Genomic DNA, 17,664 nt, shown 5'->3' with positions numbered 1-17,664 from the left:
TTCGATTAGCCTTTGACCGCGCCCTCTGCAATACCATGCATAATAAAGCGCTGGAAAAACGCATAGATGATAATGACTGGAATAGCCGTCAGCACGAGGGCGGACAAAATCAGCGACCAATCTTTGTTGTATTCGCCGAACAGCGTATTCGTGGATAAAATAAGCGTAAAGTCCGCCGAGTCCGTCAGCATCAGCAGCGGCAGCAGGAAGTCATTCCAGATCCAGAGAAAATCGAGAATGGCGATTGTAACCGTAATCGGCACAAGCAGCGGGAAAATAATTTTGAAAAACGTCTGGTATTCGTTGCAGCCGTCAATTTGCGCTGCTTCCTCCAGCTCGCGGGGTATCGACTTCACGAACCCATGGTACAGGAAGATCGCCATATTTACGCCAAGTCCGATATAAACAACCGCTAGACCGTAGGTGCTGCCTTGCACGTTCAACGCTTTGGCAATTCTGGTGAGCGGAATCATAATCGAATGGAACGGCACAAGCATGGACGCGATGAACAGAAAGAATATAAATTGGCTAAGCTTCCCGCTCGTTCGCGACAGCTTGTAGCCGGCAAGCGATGCGCATAACACGATGCCGCCAATGCCCAATACCGATATCACGACTGAATTTAATGTGCTTCCAAGCAGATTCAACTTATCAAAAGCTTGCACATAGTTATCGAAGCTCATGCTGGTCGGCAGTGAAATAAACGAACGGAACATATCTCCCTGCGTCTTGAATGAGTTGATAACGGCCAAATAAATAGGGAAGAAGGAGATAGCTGCGCCGATTGTGAGCAGAATGCCGATGAACAGCGATGTCGATTTTTTCTGTCTCATGCCTCCACCTCCCGTTTTTTCATAACCTGAATTTGAATGAACGTGAAAATCAGAATGATAATAAACAAAATAACGGATTTGGCGCTTGCATAACCGTAACGGAAATTGTTTGAGAACGCCTCCTCGTAAATATTCATCGTAATAACCTGCGTGCTGCGGCCCGGGCCGCCGCCAGTGAGACCGTATACCGCCTCGAACACTTTGAACGCGCCATTAAGCGTCAGGAAGAAGCAAATCGTAACGGCATGCGTAATCATCGGCAAAGTAACGTTGCGGAACGTCTGGAACGGCGTTGCGCCGTCAATGACGGCAGCTTCCTTCAAGCTTTGCGGTACGCCCTGCAAACCTGCCAAATAAATAATCATCATATAGCCTACGCCGTTCCACAAGGATACGATAAGTATGGAGAAGAAGGATACGTCCGGATTGCCGATCCAGGCTTGGCCGAAGAAGGCAATGCCCGTTTTCTCTGCCAATTGCGGCAGCACCTGCGCGAACACAAACGTCCACATAAACGCGCTGATGATCATGCTGATCATATTCGGCATAAAGAAGATGGTACGGAAGAAACCTTTGCTGCGCGTCCGCGTCTCGATGAGAACGGCGAGTCCAAGAGCGAACACATTTTGCAGAACGACCATAAACACTACATATTTAAGCGTGAAGAGCAGCGAGTTTATAAAATCGGGGTCTTCTTTAAGCGCTTCCACGAAATTTCCAAGTCCAATAAAATCGTAGTCCGTATTCAGCCCGTTCCAGTCGGTAAAGCTGTAGAACATCCCGCCAATTGTCGGGATTAATAGAAAAGCGGCATATAAAACAAATGCTGGCGCAATAAATGATAGAAATGTTGCATATTTTCGAAAGCCTTTCGCGAGCATCGGTTACGCCCCCTCCCTATGATAATCTGACAGCGTACCCGGCGGGCAGGGAGCTTTCACTCCCCGCCATGCCCGGATAACTGTTTTATTTATTTACTTTATTGAATGATTTCCAAGCTTTATCAAGCGCCGTAATGACATCGTCTTGAGAAATTTGTCCGGCATAATACGATTGCAGTCCTTTGCCTACCTCATCCTTGACCGCTTGCGGAATGGAAGGATCTTGATACGATTTGCCCTCTTTTACATAAACGGTAGCATCATTCACCCATGGATAGCTGTCATACGTATGAACCGTCGCAATCGGATTAAACTTCAATGCTTGGAAGAAATCATTTGAAGCTTGGTCATCCAGTACATAATTAATGAAATCCAGAGCCACCTCTTTGTTTTTGCTCGATTTGGAAACCGCTAAAGAAGTAGAAGCGCTCAAGTTAATCATCGTCGCTTTTTCGTTATCGTTTATTGGCAGCGGAGCTACGCCAAATTCAATATCAGGGTTGGATTTGAGAATCGTTTCCGCATACCAAGGGCCTTGCAGCCACATGGCTGCTTTGCCTTCCGCGAATGCCGCCGCTCCATCGTCCGCGCCGACCTCTGTCGCGCGCTCCGTTCCATTGCTGTTGATCAGGTCGAATACGTCAAACATGGCCGACTTGATTTCCGCGAAGGAGCCTTCGTCCTTGTTCATGCGTTCGATGAAATCCGGGTTTTCGGTATTGATTATGGCTCCGGCCGCTAGAGGAAGAATCAATTGCGGTACCCATGACTCTTTGTAAGACAATTCAAAAGGCGTAATATTGTTTTCCTTCAGCTTCTCTACAACCGCTTTCATTTCTGTCAATGTAGCCGGAGGCGTCAGTCCAAGATCGTTGAAAATCTTTTTGTTGTACAGATAGCCCCAGGACAACGTTTCTAGCGGAACAGCTACGACCTTGCCGTCTGTTGTCGTTACCGCAGGCTTGATGCTGTCAAGCAGCTTCCCTACGAAAGGCTGATCGGACAGATCCTCCAGATAGCCTGCTTTATAGTAAGTCGGAATCTCGTTGATCGCATGCAGCGCAAAAATATCCGGGGCATCGTTGGATGCAAGACGCGTCTTCAAAATTTGTGCCGCATTGTCGGCTGTAGGCATTTCAAGCTGTACGGATACATCGATGTTTTTGTCAGCTTTCTCTTTGGCAACAAAATCTGCGATAAATTTGTCGTAGTGCTCCTTAAGCCGCGGCTGTGCGATAAACAGCTTGAGCTTGACGGTTTTCGCCTCGCCGCCGGACGCTCCTCCAGACTCGCTATTACTGTTCGCGTTATTTCCGCAGCCTGCCAAAAGCGTTACCGAGAGCGCTGTAACCAACAAGCTCTTAACCATTTTTTTCATCTGTTGCGACCTCCCAATTGTCTAGTTTTGTTTACATGTTCAGTGTAACCGAATAATGAAAGCGTTTAATTGGACGGATTTATGCTTTTGAGTTGGACATTTTTAAACCTCTTTGTTTTTGCGCATTTCGCCCGGAGCGATACCGAAGCGCTTTTTGAATACCCGATAGAAATAAGTCACGTCCTCATAACCTGCCATTTCGGCGATTGCTTTAATCGGTATACTCTCGTCGAGCAGCCATTCCTTCGCCTTCTCCATCCGTAAATTCAGCAAATAGTCGGTAATATTCTGGCTAAATTCCTGCTTGAACATTTTGCTTAAGTATTCCTTGCTTACATAGAAGCTTCTTGCGAGCTGCTCAAGCGTAATCGGCTCCGCATAATGAGTGTCCATAAACTTGCGTACTTCCTCTAAATTAAGCTTGTTCTTGAATTTTCGCATTTTGATCAATTGATCAAGCATATGACCGTAACACACGCGCAAAAAAGCCGTAGTTCCGCCAGGCGACGCGAACGTGCTGGATTCATAAGAAAACTTTAGGCTGTCCGCGCTCTGAGAATTGACGTCCATCAGCTCCTTAAGCAGCAGCAGCAGCTCTTGCGCAACCTGCTCCAACATAGAGGACTTCATAACCGCTTTCGCATCCAGCTCTGCCCGCAGATGATTTAGCACCGTCTCGACACCTTCATGGTTGAGCTCGTTGTAGTAGCTGCGCAGCCGATTCTTGAAAGGGGATAGCAGATACGATATGTCAATATCCAGTCCCCGAACATTCAAGCTCGGCTGCGCCTCTTCTACCTGCTCCTTGCATTTAAGTAGCGCTGCATGGAGCTCCGCCGGATCCACCGGCTTCAGCAAATAATCGACAGCTCGAAAACGTACCGCATGCTTCGCATATTGAAAATCATCGTAACCGCTGACTACTACCGTAGTGATGTTCGGAAACTGCTTGTCCAGCAACTCAAGCAATTTCACGCCGTCAATACCTGGCATGCGCATATCCGTAATAACCACCTGCGGTTTAAGCTCCCCGACTAGCTTCAACGCCTCCATCCCGTCCTCCGCTTCTCCAACGATCTCCATGTTAAGCAAGTCCCAATTGCCAAACGTTCTCACGATATCCCGCGTCCAGCCTTCATCGTCTACGAGCAGAACTTTGATGCGTTTACTCAACTCCGACTCCCCCCGCCTCGCCAAGTGGAATGATTACCGTTACCGTCGTACCTAGCCCCGGCTCGCTATTGATCCTAATAAGGCCATCCTTGCCAAAATGCAACCTGATTCGCGATGCGACATTCTGAATGCCAATCCGGCTTCCGCTAGTCCATGCTTGTCCGCTATGACCGTTCAGTCTGCTCCTGACAAGCGCCAACCGATCGGCATTCATGCCGACGCCGTTATCCTTGATGCGAATATGTATCGCATTCTCTTCCTTGCAAACGTCGACATCTAATTGCCAGTCTCCCGATTTCGTATCCAGCCCATGGAAAAAAGCATTTTCGACAATAGGCTGCAACGTGAGCTTAGGAATCGGGCTCGCTAGCGCCGACTCATCCTGCCGCACATTGTACCCGAGCCGCGCGCCGAAGCGCTGCTGCTGAATTTTCATATAATTGTCGAGATGATCCATTTCGGTCTTTAACGTTGCCAGACGGTCCGGGTCGCGGATCACATACCTGAACATCTCGCTAAGCGAACGAATAATGGCATAACATTCCGCAGGTTGCTTGGTGAATAGCATGCTGCCGATCATTTGCAGCGTATTTTGCAGGAAATGCGGATTAATCTGGGCTTGCAGCGCCTTAAGCTCCGCCGTTTTCTTCTCCAGCGTGATGCTATATTCGTTCTTAATATGCTCCTTAATTCTCAGCGACATGTTGTTCAGCTTCGTCTCGAGCAATCCGATTTCATCCACCCGATTGCTGACGGTAATCTCCGTCTCCCGTATAAGCCCCAGCCCTTGCATCGATCTTGCCAGCTTCACGATCGGGGTAGCCATGCGCCATGCGAGAAATACGGCTATAATGATCGCAGCGAGGGCGGAAATGGTTCCTACGATGAAACCAAACCGCATGGTCGCAAGCGCGCTTGCGTTAATCGCGCTTCTCGGAACGATGTTGACGAGGCGCAGGCCGACGGGGTCGATCGTATTGTAGAACACGTATTCATCATCCGTACTGAAATAGCCTTGCCCCTCGTCCGCTTGCCGAATGCGTTCCAACGTGGATTCCGGCAATTTTTGCCCGCCTGGCAAGTAAAGCTCCTCGCCGTCTCCGCTAACAATAAGCACCTGCTGCTGATCGCCTCTTCCGAGCAAATCAAGCGTCTGATCGAACATCGACCAGCGAATCCGCAACGAAATATAGCCAAGCCGGTCCTGATTCTCGAAGCGGTTAATGCTTCTGATCAATTGGAATTGATCGGGCTGCGCCTCGTCCGTCCGCACCATAAAATCCTGGTTGTTAGCCGCCATAGTCTGGAACGGTTCCGGCTCGACAGACACCGATTCGATATCGTTTTGCGAGGCGTTAATAAAAAACATCTTGTTCGGCTCGGCCAGATACATCTCCAAACCGATGACCTTATTGCCGGCGGAGTAAAACAAATTGTTCAGCGTCTCGATCAGGTTCTTCTGTATGGTGAATTGCTTTGACGGGCTGCCCTCCTCCGCATTCGCCAAATAATCGTTAAGATGGGGACTGATGAGGGCGCTATAGATCAAATTGTTTAATTGTGTGAACTGGTCTCCGACGTATACGCCTGTCCATTTCATATTGGACTGGTTGGTCGTTATCACTTCGGTCTCCATCGATTGACGGCTGTTGTCGGCTGCAAGTCCCGTTATTGCGGCAATCGGTACGATCGCCAATAAAATCATCGCAAGTATCAGCTTGTTCCTGATGCTGCGTTTGAATGGATCAACCAGCTTGTTCCCTATTTTTTTCAACATTTGACATCGCCCCCGTTTTGCAACCATTATAGCCTTGAATCCGGCCCGCTCAAAAGGTTAACTCAAAAAGCACGAACGCCCGCAGTTGATGAGGGCGTTCGTGTAATAAAGCCGGTTAGCCGGGCCAAACGATCGTATGGAATGATTCAGGTTCCAGTCGAAAGCTATATCCTTCAGAACCGTTCGAAAGTCGCAGCTCCTTTTCCTCCGAATAAGGATTAGCCAGTACAATAATCTTCGTTCCGTCCGGCTTCAGGAAGGCTGTTGCATGCCCCGACCACGGACCTTGCAGTCCGATTCGGATATCGCCCGGGGATACGAAATGCGCATAATGCTTCATCACGTAGTATTCCGGATTTCGGACATATTGCCCTGTCGCGGGATCAACGGTAACCATCGCATTTTGCTCCCAGCCCCAAGTGCTTCTGCCCTTCGGCTCCAGCACCATATTCCAGTATATATACGCATGAACGCCGTTAAACAAATAATGCTGGTACAGATTGAAAATGTATTTGGCATAAAACCAGGTGTTCTCGCCGTCGCCGCATTCGTTCTCGGTCTGCATATAACGCAGCTCCGGGTAGCTTTGTACGGTCCGCTGAATTCCGTACTTGCCCGCCCATTGATAGCCGACGCCTTTGATATATTTATACGCCTCCGGGTCTCCAAGCACCGTGCCCGCATAGCCTTCAAAGTCAGTCGCCTTTTTTTTCAACCACTCGTCCCATGCCTCGGGCGCATTGATCGTGCCTAGCCAGATTTCCGTATCCAGCTCATGCCGCTCAAAGGCAGGACCCAAATAGTCGCGGATAAATTCCCGCAATTGCTGTCCGGTCCATACGCAGGACGGGAACTTCTGATCGGCCACCACTTCATTCTGCACATGCACCTGATGAATCGTGATTCCTTCCTCGGCATAGGCTTGCACAAATTTGACAAAATACAGGGCGTATGCCTCCAATATGTCCTTCTCCCAGCGCAGCGTGCCATAATTGTACGCCTTCGGGAATTTCATCCATGTCGGCGGACTCCAAGGAGAAGCGAACAATACGAGCTCAGGATTTAACTTCAGCGCTTCTTTAATATATGGAATCAAGTGCTCTCGATCTCGTTCTATAGAAAAAAAGTCCATCGCTACATCGCCGTCGGTTTCGTTATGGCTGTACCAGTCGAGCGCATAATCGCTGGCTCCAATTGGCAATCTGCATACGCTAAGCTTATGCTCGCCCTCAGGATGGAACAGATCGTACATCACCTGATTGCGTTCCTCTGCCGGCAAGCCGCCAAGCGCCACATGGCCGAGCTCATTAAAGCACCCGCCAAATCCTTCGAAAGTCTGGTACTTCCGGTCCGTTATCGTTAAGTTGGCTGATTCAATTGTTGTTGCGCCTGCCGCCTGCTCCTGCCAACGGCGCTGCTCTGTGCTTGCCATCCAGCGAAGCTTATGTTCTTTCATGACCTTAGTCCTCCCTAGTAACCGGTTAAGCATCACCTTAGTTAAATGCATTGGGGCTCAATTGGTTACGGTTACATTATAACCTTCCAAGGAGGAATTAAGATTGGACAGCGTTAGCTATTTCAATTGGATAAATTTAAACCACGAACGAATCGGTCCGATGTGACCGGTTTCCCGCAGCCAACCTGCTGCTCTATCCTGCTATATCCGTGAATATACTTCTTTGTAGCTTGCGGTATACAACTGAACATAGGCACACGAAAGGAGCAATGGCATGGAAACGTTCGGACGAGGTTGTCTGTATATTATTTTAGGCGTTATCGTCGTTATGGCGCTTGCCTTCATCGTCGGAGGGACGATTACGATCCCTTGGTTTATTTTGCTGCCGCTTATTGCGCTGGCGTTCTGGGCAGCCTCTAAAAAAGGTAAATAACATCCGCACGTACGCACCAGAAGGCCACGTAGGCTGCTGATCATAGATCAGCAGCCTTTGCACCTAGCCACCTTACTCATTCATGCTTTTTGTTCCAACTGTCCTTAAGCGGCACAATTCGGTTGAACACAAGCCCGTCGTCGGTTGTGTGTTTCCTATCCGCGCAGAAATAGCCATGGCGGAAAAATTGCAGCTTTCGCTCCAGAAGATCTTCTCCATACTCCACATAAGGTTCGATCAGAGCATCCTTGACGACGACGAGCGATTCCGGATTAACGAGCTCCGTCCAATCCCCGTTAGCCGGCGTATCCTTCTCCGCAGCTTCCAGCAGCAATTTATCGTACAGATGAACGTCTGCCTTGACGGCATGCTCTGCCGATACCCAGTGAATCGTCCCCTTCACCTTACGACCGTTAAAGCCCGTACCGCTCTTCGTCACAGGATCATACGAGCAGCGAAGCTCCGTTACTTCTCCCGTGTCAGAGTCCTTAATGACTTCCTCGCAACGGATAAAATAAGCGCCCTTCAATCGAACCTCGGCATTCGGAGTTAATCGATGAAAGCCTTTCGGCGGATTTTCCTCGAAGTCGTCTTTTTCGATATAGATCGTTTTGCCAAAAGGAACTTCCCGTTTGCCCAGCTCCTCGTTCTCGCTGTTATTCTCGATCATCAATAGCTCGGTTTCATCGTCTGGATAATTCGTTATGACGACTTTGAGCGGATTCAGCACCGCCATGATGCTTACCATCGACGCTTTCAGCTCTTGCCTGAGACAATGATCGAGTAAGGAAATATGCACCGTGCTTTGCGTACGGATGCTGCCGATCTCCTTGATGAAGCTGCGTATGCTCTCGGGCGTGAATCCTCTCCTTCTTAAGCCGCGGAGCGTCGGCAATCTTGGATCGTCCCAGCCGTCTACATAATCGCCCTCGACCAACTGCCTCAGGAAACGCTTGCTCGTCACGACGCCCGTCAGACTTAGGCGGCCGAACTCCCTTTGCCGCGGCGGACTCTCTACCCCGAGCTCCCTAAGCGCCCATTCGTACAGAGGCCGATGGTCCTTGAATTCATTAGAGCAGAGCGAATACGTAATGCCTTCGATAGCGTCTTGAATCGGATGCGCGAAGTCGTACATCGGATAGATGCACCATTCGCCCCCTGTTCGATAATGCTCCGCATGAATGATGCGGTATATAACGGGGTCGCGCAGGTTCATATTAGGCGAGCCCATATCGATTTTGGCACGCAGCACTTTGGAGGAGGCCGGAAAGCCGCCTTCTTTCATTTTCGCAAAAAGCGCCAGGTTCTCTAGGGTAGACCGCTCCCTATAAGGGCTGTTCTTGCCCGGCTGCGTCAAGGTGCCCCGATACTCCGACACTTCCTCCGGCGTCAGATCGCATACGTATGCACGCCCTCGCTCGATTAGATGAACTGCAGCACGGTAGATTTCCTCGGAGTAATCTGACCCGTAGTAGATATGCTCACCCGGATCATAGCCAAGCCACTTGATATCCTCAATGATTGCATTAACGTAAGCAATGTCCTCCTTAAGCGGATTCGTATCGTCAAAGCGTAAATGAAACTTGCCGTTGAATTCTCTTGCTATCGCGTCATTCGTCTGAATCGCATAGGCGCTGCCGATATGAAGATAACCGTTCGGCTCGGGCGGAAACCTCGTGCGCATCTCCCTCGTGAACGGATACTGCTCCAGTTCCTCCGTTATCAGCCTAACTAAAAAGTTGTTGCTTGAATGCTCTTTCTCATTATCCAGTTCCATTGTCGGCTCCTCCTTAATGAAAATAACTGTAATAGCCAAGTTGCCGCATATGCGCCCTAGTAAACGCAAAAAAGAACCTCACCTCCAAGACGTTGGTCTTGGGGACGAAGTTCTCGCGGTGCCACCCCAGGTTCATTAACATGTCGCCATATTAACCTCTTCAAGTACGGCATTGCATGCATTGCTTATACTCTAGCTCTGTAACGGGAGCTCCCGTCATGCCATCCTCGCCCAGGGCGATTCCGACATGCCGCTCAGAGGCTTGGTTCAGGGAAACGCCGTTCGCCCCCTCTCAGCTGCCAAGGGCTCTCTGTGCAACAACCTATTCCCTTACTCTTCTCATCATCGCGTTTCAATGTTGCCTATAGAATACCAAATGAGCAGCCTCGATGTAAACCGGCTGATCCTCTTCGTTAGTCGATCGAAGCCACTCGCGCCATAGCGTCCCAGCTGGCCGTAAGTCCAAGCCGATCTGCCAGATCGCGCAGCTTGACGTAGCCCTTTGCATTAGACAGTATAGACTCGATTGCAGCCCCGTTCACCGTAACCTGCTTCCCGTTCCAGTCAATGACCGCTCCAAGCCGCTCGCCGACCAGCCTTGCAGGCACCCATGTAGCGCCATGAACCAAGTAACCTTCCGACACCGCTCGCCCTCCATGCACAACCGCCACGATTTCAGCGTCTTTGAACTTCTCCGGCTTAACGGGCGGTTTACCCTTTAGATCATATTTCATGAGCGAGTACTGCTTAATGATTGCCATTAGCTTGAGCGGATAATTCGGATCGGTCGCATATCCGCAAGCGAGCAGCATTTGGGCTTGGCGCTCAGGCGTTTCCGCCTTCCTAACGCGGTCGTAACGCGGCGTTGCCAGCAGCAGATCAAGATCCTTATAGAAGTGATATAGGCTGGGGTAAGCGCGGAACGCCGCCTTCGTATTAACATTGCGGCCATCGACATATTCCCACGTCCCCTTCACGACTGCTTCGCCGTGCCAGTAAGCATTCGTCTGCCCATTGCCAACCTTGATGCCGCCAAGATTGTTCCACGCGTGAATAACGCCTCCAGTTTCGAGCAAATTTTGAGCTAGCCGTACGGAAGGAAACATCGTCGAGCCTTCCCCCCTTACCCGAATGACGGTTGGAGCCAGTGCCGCAAAAAACTGTTCTCTAGTCAAAGCTGCCATCATAGAACTCTCCCTTCTCTCATCCCTATTGCTATCTTTGTATGCAGAAAAGTAGGACGGCGCAATGGACAAAGCGGTATGAATCGGTAAGGCGCATTAAAGGCGATAAGCAGCAATTAAATTAACGCTTCTGGTGTCCTCGACGAAACCAAAAAAAGCTGGCGTCGCATCATGCGCAAATGCCAGCTTGTTGTCGTATTCCTGCTATATTCCGTACAACCGTTTCGTGTTTTGCAATAAAGTTGTGCGCACATGCTCCAGCGGCTGCTGCTTAATAGCCGCAATATGAGCCGCCACGTCCTGCGACATGGCAGGCTCGGTCATTCGCCCCTCATAAGGACCTTCGAACGGCCATGGCCCGTCCGTCTCGGCCATCAGCAAATCGACCGGATATTGCACTGCCAGCTCTCTAATTTCCGCTTCGTAAGCGATATCCGGCGTCACCGACACGAAGTAGCCTGCGGTGATCATTCGCCGCACGGTCGCTTCGCTTCCCTTGAACCAATGGAAGTGCGCGCTCCGTACGCCGCTCCGCTCAAGTATGTCGCAAGCCTTGTCCGCGTCCTCATAGACGGCGTGCAGCACAATCGGCCGCTCCAGTTCCGCGGCAAGCGCCGCGAACCGTTCGAGCAGCGCGAGGTAAGGCAATTCGTCGAACGACTGCCCCACAGCCTCCGCTTCCGTTCGCGTATAATACGGCAAGCCGACTTCGCCGATTGCGAAGCTCTCGCCTTCCGCATGACGCGCTCTAATCCAAGCGAACAGCTCATCCAGCTCACTTGCAGACGGTATCGGCTGCTCCGGATGGAAGCCATAGGCGGGATGAACGCGATTCGGCGGGTGCGCTAGCGCCAACTCTCGATTGACAATCGAGGATGGCAAGTGCATCGACACGGCTACGACAGCAGCCGCACCCGCATCAAACGCCCGCTCCAGGAGCGATTCCCGTTCCGCTTCTTCATAATGATCGACATGGATATGAGCGTCGATCCACGTCCCTGCCGCAGTTTCCCCGTTAACGACGCTTGGCATATTCCGCTTCCTCCTTCTCTCCCGCTCCGGCCTGAAGCAGCTCATAGATCCGCTGCTTCAAGTCAATGAACGCAGGCTCCGTCCACATCACTTCGCTGCGCGGCCTTGCCAGCGGCACGTCGAATTGCTCGAGCACGACTGCAGGCGAGGACGACAGCACGATAACCCGATCGGATAAGAACAACGCCTCATCAATGCTGTGCGTGACAAGCAGCACCGACCTGCGGTTCTCCTCCCAGATCGACAGCAGCCACTTCTGCATCTGCAGCCGCGTCAGCGCATCGAGCGAACCGAACGGCTCATCGAGCAGCATGAGCCGCTGCGGCGACAACAGCGCCCGCAAGAAGGATACGCGCTGCTGCATGCCCCCCGAGAGAACATGCGGATAGCTCTTCGCATATTCCCCAAGCCCGATGCGGCGCAGCCACTCCTCCGTGCTGCGCTTCGCTTCCTTGCGCTCCATGCCGGCGATCGTCAGCGACAGCTCAATATTGCCGGCTACCGTCTGCCACGGCAGCAGCGACGATTGCTGGGGCATATACGAGATATGCCCCGTCTGTCCCGTCGCCTGCCGGCCATCAATCCATATCTCGCCGCTAGTCGGACGCTCCAAGCCGCCTATGACCTGGAACAGCGTCGACTTGCCGCTTCCTGACGGACCGACGATGGAGACGAATTCCCCTTCGCCGACCGTCAGCGACAGCCCTCCGAGCACTTCCTTCACGGTTGTTCCTTTGCCGAAGCTTTTGCTGACCGATTTAACCTCCAGCGCTTTGGCATCAGCTGTCTTCCATTGCTCTTGATCTGTTATATCGCTCATTGCTAGTTCCCCTCCTTCTTGGCAGGACGCCAGCGTAAGAGCAGCTTCTCGGCAAGCGTCATCAAGCCGAACAGCGACAGGCTGAGCGCCACGATGATGAATACCGACGCGAATACCCGCTCCGGCATGAACCCTTTGGCCGACAGCTGCATGAAATATCCCAGTCCCTTATTCGTGCCGAGCCACTCTGCGACAATCGCGCTAAGTACGCTATAGGATGCCGCAAGCTTAAGTCCCGAGAACAAATGAATGACGGCATGGGGCAGCTCCAGCTTCCAGAACAGCTGCCACTTGCCTGTGCCGATCATTTGCAAATAATTGCGCAATTGCGGATCTGTATTCGTGAGGCCGCTTAGCATGGCTACCGAGATTGGGAAGAAGCATACCATCATAACGAGCAGCACCTTCGGCAGCAGCGTGTAGCCAAGCCACATCGTAAGCAGCGGTCCGATCACGACGATCGGGACGTTCTGCGAAACGACGAGGAGCGGGTAGACAGCGGTACGCAAACCCGGAATTAGATGCAGCAAAGCGGCGAGCAAGAAGCCCGCCGCCGATCCGCCTGCAAATCCGAGCAGCGTAAGCCGCAGCGTCGCACCGGTATGTTCCGCTAACCGCGGCCATACGTTCGCCGAGGCCGCCTCCTGTACGATCGATAACGGGCTGGGAAGCAGCCATTGATCGACCTGCCCCCACATCGTCACCGCCTGCCAGCAAGCCAGCAGCGCAGCGATAACGATTACCGGAGGCCATACCTTTGCCCATGCGCCCGACTTATTGCCCATCGGGGTATTTCTCCAGCAATCTGCCCATAGAAGCGCCGTTTGCCGGATTATAATAGATTTTCACTTGCGAAATAACGGACGGGCAGCCCATCTCTGCCATCGCTTCGCTCATCTGCTGCACAACGGCTAGGAGCGAGCTCAACTCGCCTTCCATTGTCGTCTCCAGCGGAGCTACCCTGTAGGGCACGCCCGCTGCCTTAATGATGTCAATCGCCCGATCCACGTACGGAATGACGCTTTCTCCGCCCGGCGTCGTCGGCAATATTTGAATGCTTACCAGTGCATTAGCCATTCGTTTCCCCTGCTTTCGTCTGTATGAATTATTTCTTAGGCAAAAAGTCGTTCGTAAACGCTTTGTCAGCCTCAAGCTCCTTCTCCAGCAGCTTGTGGTCGAACATCCAATTCGCATAATTTTCCCATACGCTCAGCTTCTGCTCGCCCCATTGCGCGGCATCGTCCTGGTATTTCGGGCTGAGCCACTTTTGGCTCGCGCGAACGAGCTCGGCATTCAGATCCGGCTCTGCCTTAATCAATACCTCGGCAGCATCCTCTGGATTGTCGATCGCATATTGGTAGCCTGCCGCAGCGCCCGCAACGAACGCCTTAACGAGTTCCGGATCCTCGGCGATCAGCTTCTCGCTCGTCGCAAGCACCGGTGTATAATAGTCAAGCTTGTCGCTATAATCGGTCAAATATACCATGTTGATTTTCTCGCCGCGCAGCTCGGCCTCAACACCCGTCCACGCGTAATAAATCCAAGCGAAGTCGATATCGCGCTTAACAGCCGAGAAGAAATCGCCGTCGCCGATGCTCATAATATTAACCTTCTTCACATCCGCTTGCTCCTCTTGCATGAGTGAATCAATGACCGCTTCCTCAAGCGGAGCGCCCCAGCCGCCGTATGTTTTGCCTTCGAACTTCTTCGGCGAATCGATGCCTTTATCGACAGGCGAAGCGAAGCCCGACGTGTTATGCTGAATAACTGCCGCGAGCGATACGAGCGGAACGCCTGCTATACGAGCCATGGTGATCGACTCCTGATAGCTGACGCCGAATTGTACGTTGCCGGAAGCGACCATTTGATCAGCGCCGCTCTCGCCCGGCTGAATAATTTCAACGTCAAGCCCTTGCTCCTTGAAGAACCCTTTATCCCGAGCCACATACAGCCCCGTATGGTTCGTGTTCGGCGTCCAGTCGAGCACGACCTGCACTTTCGTCAGCGGCTTATCCGCGCCGTTTCCTTCATTCTCTCCCGCGTTGCCGCCCTCCGGCTTACTGCTGTTCGCTCCGCAGCCTGCAAGTACGATAACGAGCGCCATCAATAGCGCCGTAAGCCTCCAAGTTATTCGTCCAGTTTGTTTCTTCATCATGCTGTCTCCCTCTCCCTGTATCTCTTTATTGTGTTAAAACGAAACGAATCGAAAGGATATCTTGTCTGTGTCCGGTTGGTTGCCCCGTGCGGTCGACCGTTGCCAAATACAAAAAAAGCGTCCTCCCGCATGGAAGGACGCCTGAAATTCGGCTGCACCTGTGCACGCTGCTTCGGCATGACGTTAGAAGCACTATCTAACGGTCGTCCCTTGCATGAAACGCGCAAAGCTTATCTTCCCTACGCTGGCATTATCCAGATCAGGTTTATAGGGTCGGGATTGCATGTACATAAATCCCCTCTCAGCCGGCCTAACCAGCTCCCCGGAACATATTCGGTTTCGTCAATATGCCTATTATAGCAAATCCCGACTAAATAGCTATCTTTTTTTGAAGCTGGATGGTCGGCATTAACCGGTTTGCCCTGCGTCGGAATGCTGCTGCGCCGCCTTCTTGTACCGTTTGCGCACACCGACGATCAGCAGAAGCAGCGGCAGCACGATTTGGAATAACGGTACGATTTTCAGCGTCACATCAAACCCTAGCCATATATGATACGTATTATTCGGCTCCAGAAACGATGCCGCGTAGATGGCCACCCCGACTGGCCAGACCAAATGACGGTAAGCCGCCCCCGTCACTTCCTTAAGCGTAAGGACCGCCGCCAAGTACAACGCCGTCATTTTCACATAGAGTCCGATGTATAGAAGCAGCGTAACTATAACGTCCAGCCGCTCGAGGAAATTCGCGAGCCGAATCAATTGCACCGCCTGCAGCAGCGGCAACGCCGTAACCTCGGACAATGAGAGGCCCAGTACGCTCATCACGAGCATATTCATAAAAATCAAAAAGGCAGATACGCCCACTTGCGCCCAAAAGGTGACCTTCCGCAGCACTTGCTTCTCCTTCAAATATTTCCAATAAACAAGAAAAATGACCATTTGGCCAAAAGGAAACGAAACCAGATCCGGAAACGCCGCCTTCGCAACCGGGCCTATCCCGTTCTCCATCAGGGGCAGCAACTGGTGAATATCAGGCAGCTTCGCGATAAACAGCAGCAAAATAATAAGCAAATAGCTGATCCCTGCAATCGGGAACAGCAGCTGTGCAACTCGCGCGAACACTTCAAGCCCCTTGCTGACCGTGTACGCAGCGACAAACAGAATGAGCAGCATAATCATCCATTTGGGCGTTACGGTCAAGAGCGCCATATTCGTCAGTTCCCCTACGTCTCGCACATTACGCATCGATTCATAAGCGAACCATAGCGCATAGATAAGTCCAACCGCTCCGCCGAGCCATTTGCCAAAATGAATCAAGTACAGTTCACCGAGTCCCGCTTCGGGCGCGCGCTTCTGCACCGTCACATAAATAACGGTCAACAGCAATCCGATGACCGCCGCCATCGTCATCGCAAGCCATGAATCGGGCTTCGCTTTGATGCCAAGCTCGAACAGCGGCGTGCTGCCGATTAAGAAAACAATAATCAGAATAGACAACTGTTGTTTGCCGATCTGCTGCATGGCATCTCCTTTCCGTCTATGAACGCGCCTTCTCCTGCAGTTTCTTAAATCCGCCGCCGCTCATGCCCGCTGAATTCACTTTCACCTTCACGTCAATCTTCACTTCCATCTCTGCAAATAGGTCAGGCCAATCCCCCTTCATCTGCTTCCAAGCGTCCGGATGCCTCTGATGGATGATATTGCCAAAACCGACCACGTCCGCCTTATATCCCGCAACAGCTTTCCAACCGTTTTTCATCGTCGCTTTGATCGTCTCGGCAATCACTTGCGCGGTCTCGTCTACTTCTTTTGGCTTATTCATGTCGCCGCCGCAGCTGTACTCGAGCAGCGTGCCTTCCGCTTTTGTCTCAATATGCATCGTCCACTTGCTGCCGGAACGTTGCGGGCGAAGCTTCGTTTTCGCCTTCGTAATGCGAATCGAGGAGGCTTTGCCCTCCTTTCCGTCATTCGGACAGCCGAACGCTACCGTCGTCTTCTTGATCTGATTTTTGATCCACATCAGACCTGAGCTTTCTTCCTTCGAAATCCAGCCTACGAGCTTATCGCCGGAGACGATGCCTAGATCCATCAGCCTCACCTTGGATGACGTATTCGTTCTGCTAAGCTTTTCAACCTGATCTAGACTTTCTCCCGTTCCGGAGATCGCCAGACTCGGTATGCCAACAACCTGTGCCCCGCCAAGCAAATCCTTAAGCAACTTATGCATCGTCGTTTCCTGGAAGGTCGAGCCGCTCAACTGCTCATTGAAGATCATCTGCTGAATGGCGGCCCCCGGTATTTTCTCCAATGGAATAAGCTGCTCCAGTACGCGGCGCGCATTGCCCTTCGTCAGAAATACGCTGACCGTCTCTCGTGAATCGGGGTTTCGGAGATAGGCTTCCGCAAGCGCGGATATGCCTTTGCGCGCTGCATCCTGTCCAATAATAACGATCTGGTTATGAGCGAAAAAAAGCCGCCTCGGCGTCTCCAGGCTCGCCTTGCTGATCGCAATCCGAAAGTTGTCCCCTTTGGTGGAGAACACATTAACCGCCGCGTTCGTGCCCGCCGTAGCGCTTTGACCGGAAATTGCTTGCGGAATGACGACCTGATAGGACAACTGCCACTGCCCATCCTTCCAATCGATGCCCGTTGCCGATACGATCGCGATATCACCTAGCTCAACCTTGCCCCAGCAGCCCGCCAGCGGCAAGCAAATGAGCAGCGCCAGCAGTCCGGATAGCAGCCTCCTCCTTCCGATCACACGC

The 17,664-nt window shown here is 51.8% G+C and carries 16 protein-coding genes, 1 riboswitch and 1 other annotated feature; of the genes, 1 reads left to right on the top strand and 15 read right to left on the bottom strand.

Annotation, left to right across the window (positions count from 1 at the left end):
• Window positions 1-5: 5 nt before the first annotated feature.
• The 6 genes from V8F51_RS04240 to V8F51_RS04215 all read right to left on the bottom strand — a co-directional run bounded on the left by V8F51_RS04240 (window position 6) and on the right by V8F51_RS04215 (window position 7,498).
• Window positions 6-833 (bottom strand): carbohydrate ABC transporter permease, encoded by an 828-nt coding sequence (locus V8F51_RS04240; RefSeq protein WP_337098795.1) that lies wholly within the window; start codon window positions 831-833, stop codon window positions 6-8.
• On the bottom strand, window positions 830-1,714 hold the full coding sequence (locus tag V8F51_RS04235) for a carbohydrate ABC transporter permease (RefSeq protein ID WP_337098794.1): 885 nt from the start codon (window positions 1,712-1,714) through the stop codon (window positions 830-832). The genes V8F51_RS04240 and V8F51_RS04235 overlap by 4 nt, the downstream gene beginning before the upstream one ends.
• 85 nt (window positions 1,715-1,799) lie before the next feature.
• On the bottom strand, window positions 1,800-3,092 hold the full coding sequence (locus V8F51_RS04230) for an ABC transporter substrate-binding protein (RefSeq protein WP_337098793.1): 1,293 nt from the start codon (window positions 3,090-3,092) through the stop codon (window positions 1,800-1,802).
• A gap of 102 nt (window positions 3,093-3,194) precedes the next feature.
• Window positions 3,195-4,265: a response regulator transcription factor gene (locus tag V8F51_RS04225; RefSeq protein WP_337098792.1), complete on the bottom strand. Its 1,071-nt coding sequence runs from the start codon at window positions 4,263-4,265 to the stop codon at window positions 3,195-3,197.
• Window positions 4,258-6,042, bottom strand: a complete 1,785-nt coding sequence (locus V8F51_RS04220) for a sensor histidine kinase (protein ID WP_337098791.1) — start codon at window positions 6,040-6,042, stop codon at window positions 4,258-4,260. The genes V8F51_RS04225 and V8F51_RS04220 overlap by 8 nt, the downstream gene beginning before the upstream one ends.
• A gap of 115 nt (window positions 6,043-6,157) precedes the next feature.
• Window positions 6,158-7,498: a glycoside hydrolase family 30 protein gene (locus V8F51_RS04215; RefSeq protein WP_337098790.1), complete on the bottom strand. Its 1,341-nt coding sequence runs from the start codon at window positions 7,496-7,498 to the stop codon at window positions 6,158-6,160.
• 274 nt (window positions 7,499-7,772) lie between these two features.
• Here V8F51_RS04215 and V8F51_RS04210 point away from each other — a divergent pair, with 274 nt between their 5' ends.
• A complete protein-coding gene (locus tag V8F51_RS04210) occupies window positions 7,773-7,931 on the top strand; it encodes a hypothetical protein (RefSeq protein WP_337098789.1) in 159 nt (52 codons plus the stop codon).
• A 76-nt stretch (window positions 7,932-8,007) separates the two neighbouring features.
• Here V8F51_RS04210 and V8F51_RS04205 read toward each other — a convergent pair whose 3' ends face one another.
• The 9 genes from V8F51_RS04205 to V8F51_RS04165 all read right to left on the bottom strand — a co-directional run bounded on the left by V8F51_RS04205 (window position 8,008) and on the right by V8F51_RS04165 (window position 17,660).
• Window positions 8,008-9,708 (bottom strand): glutamine--tRNA ligase/YqeY domain fusion protein, encoded by a 1,701-nt coding sequence (locus V8F51_RS04205; RefSeq protein ID WP_337098788.1) that lies wholly within the window; start codon window positions 9,706-9,708, stop codon window positions 8,008-8,010.
• Window positions 9,709-9,805: 97 nt separating this feature from the next.
• Window positions 9,806-10,063: a binding site (T-box leader), on the bottom strand.
• Between the two features lie 58 nt (window positions 10,064-10,121).
• The gene (locus V8F51_RS04200) at window positions 10,122-10,892 is read right to left on the bottom strand and encodes a glucosaminidase domain-containing protein (RefSeq protein ID WP_337098787.1); all 771 of its coding nucleotides are present in this window, start codon (window positions 10,890-10,892) and stop codon (window positions 10,122-10,124) included.
• 204 nt (window positions 10,893-11,096) lie between these two features.
• Entirely contained in the window at window positions 11,097-11,924 is an 828-nt protein-coding gene (locus V8F51_RS04195; protein ID WP_337098786.1) for a TatD family hydrolase, read from the bottom strand.
• Complete coding sequence (locus V8F51_RS04190) at window positions 11,908-12,744, bottom strand: ABC transporter ATP-binding protein (RefSeq protein ID WP_337098785.1); 837 nt, start codon at window positions 12,742-12,744, stop codon at window positions 11,908-11,910. The genes V8F51_RS04195 and V8F51_RS04190 overlap by 17 nt, the downstream gene beginning before the upstream one ends.
• A 2-nt stretch (window positions 12,745-12,746) precedes the next feature.
• A complete protein-coding gene (locus V8F51_RS04185; RefSeq protein ID WP_337098784.1) occupies window positions 12,747-13,529 on the bottom strand; it encodes an ABC transporter permease in 783 nt (260 codons plus the stop codon).
• Window positions 13,519-13,821, bottom strand: a complete 303-nt coding sequence (locus V8F51_RS04180; protein ID WP_337098783.1) for a thiamine-binding protein — start codon at window positions 13,819-13,821, stop codon at window positions 13,519-13,521. Before V8F51_RS04180 ends, V8F51_RS04185 begins: the two co-directional genes overlap by 11 nt.
• 28 nt (window positions 13,822-13,849) lie before the next feature.
• Window positions 13,850-14,899 carry an ABC transporter substrate-binding protein gene (locus tag V8F51_RS04175; RefSeq protein WP_337098782.1) on the bottom strand — a complete coding sequence of 350 codons (1,050 nt, stop codon included), beginning with the start codon at window positions 14,897-14,899 and terminating at the stop codon, window positions 13,850-13,852.
• Window positions 14,900-15,118: 219 nt separating this feature from the next.
• A riboswitch (TPP riboswitch) is annotated at window positions 15,119-15,234 on the bottom strand.
• 73 nt (window positions 15,235-15,307) lie between these two features.
• Window positions 15,308-16,420 carry a GerAB/ArcD/ProY family transporter gene (locus V8F51_RS04170; RefSeq protein ID WP_337098781.1) on the bottom strand — a complete coding sequence of 371 codons (1,113 nt, stop codon included), beginning with the start codon at window positions 16,418-16,420 and terminating at the stop codon, window positions 15,308-15,310.
• A 16-nt stretch (window positions 16,421-16,436) separates the two neighbouring features.
• Entirely contained in the window at window positions 16,437-17,660 is a 1,224-nt protein-coding gene (locus tag V8F51_RS04165; protein ID WP_337098780.1) for a Ger(x)C family spore germination protein, read from the bottom strand.
• Window positions 17,661-17,664 lie beyond the last annotated feature (4 nt).

It is taken from the genome of Paenibacillus sp. YIM B09110, from assembly GCF_037167145.1.
GTDB lineage: Bacteria > Bacillota > Bacilli > Paenibacillales > Paenibacillaceae > Pristimantibacillus.
This window is presented reverse-complemented; position numbering and strand designations above follow the sequence as displayed.

Coding starts and splice junctions, on each gene's coding strand:
- V8F51_RS04240 (WP_337098795.1), bottom strand. CDS start 833: ATGAGACAGAAAAAATCGACATCGCTGTTCATCGGCATTCTGCTCACA.
- V8F51_RS04235 (WP_337098794.1), bottom strand. CDS start 1,714: ATGCTCGCGAAAGGCTTTCGAAAATATGCAACATTTCTATCATTTATT.
- V8F51_RS04230 (WP_337098793.1), bottom strand. CDS start 3,092: ATGAAAAAAATGGTTAAGAGCTTGTTGGTTACAGCGCTCTCGGTAACG.
- V8F51_RS04220 (WP_337098791.1), bottom strand. CDS start 6,042: ATGTTGAAAAAAATAGGGAACAAGCTGGTTGATCCATTCAAACGCAGC.
- V8F51_RS04215 (WP_337098790.1), bottom strand. CDS start 7,498: ATGAAAGAACATAAGCTTCGCTGGATGGCAAGCACAGAGCAGCGCCGT.
- V8F51_RS04210 (WP_337098789.1), top strand. CDS start 7,773: ATGGAAACGTTCGGACGAGGTTGTCTGTATATTATTTTAGGCGTTATC.
- V8F51_RS04205 (WP_337098788.1), bottom strand. CDS start 9,708: ATGGAACTGGATAATGAGAAAGAGCATTCAAGCAACAACTTTTTAGTT.
- V8F51_RS04200 (WP_337098787.1), bottom strand. CDS start 10,892: ATGGCAGCTTTGACTAGAGAACAGTTTTTTGCGGCACTGGCTCCAACC.
- V8F51_RS04195 (WP_337098786.1), bottom strand. CDS start 11,924: ATGCCAAGCGTCGTTAACGGGGAAACTGCGGCAGGGACGTGGATCGAC.
- V8F51_RS04190 (WP_337098785.1), bottom strand. CDS start 12,744: ATGAGCGATATAACAGATCAAGAGCAATGGAAGACAGCTGATGCCAAA.
- V8F51_RS04185 (WP_337098784.1), bottom strand. CDS start 13,529: ATGGGCAATAAGTCGGGCGCATGGGCAAAGGTATGGCCTCCGGTAATC.
- V8F51_RS04180 (WP_337098783.1), bottom strand. CDS start 13,821: ATGGCTAATGCACTGGTAAGCATTCAAATATTGCCGACGACGCCGGGC.
- V8F51_RS04175 (WP_337098782.1), bottom strand. CDS start 14,899: ATGATGAAGAAACAAACTGGACGAATAACTTGGAGGCTTACGGCGCTA.
- V8F51_RS04170 (WP_337098781.1), bottom strand. CDS start 16,420: ATGCAGCAGATCGGCAAACAACAGTTGTCTATTCTGATTATTGTTTTC.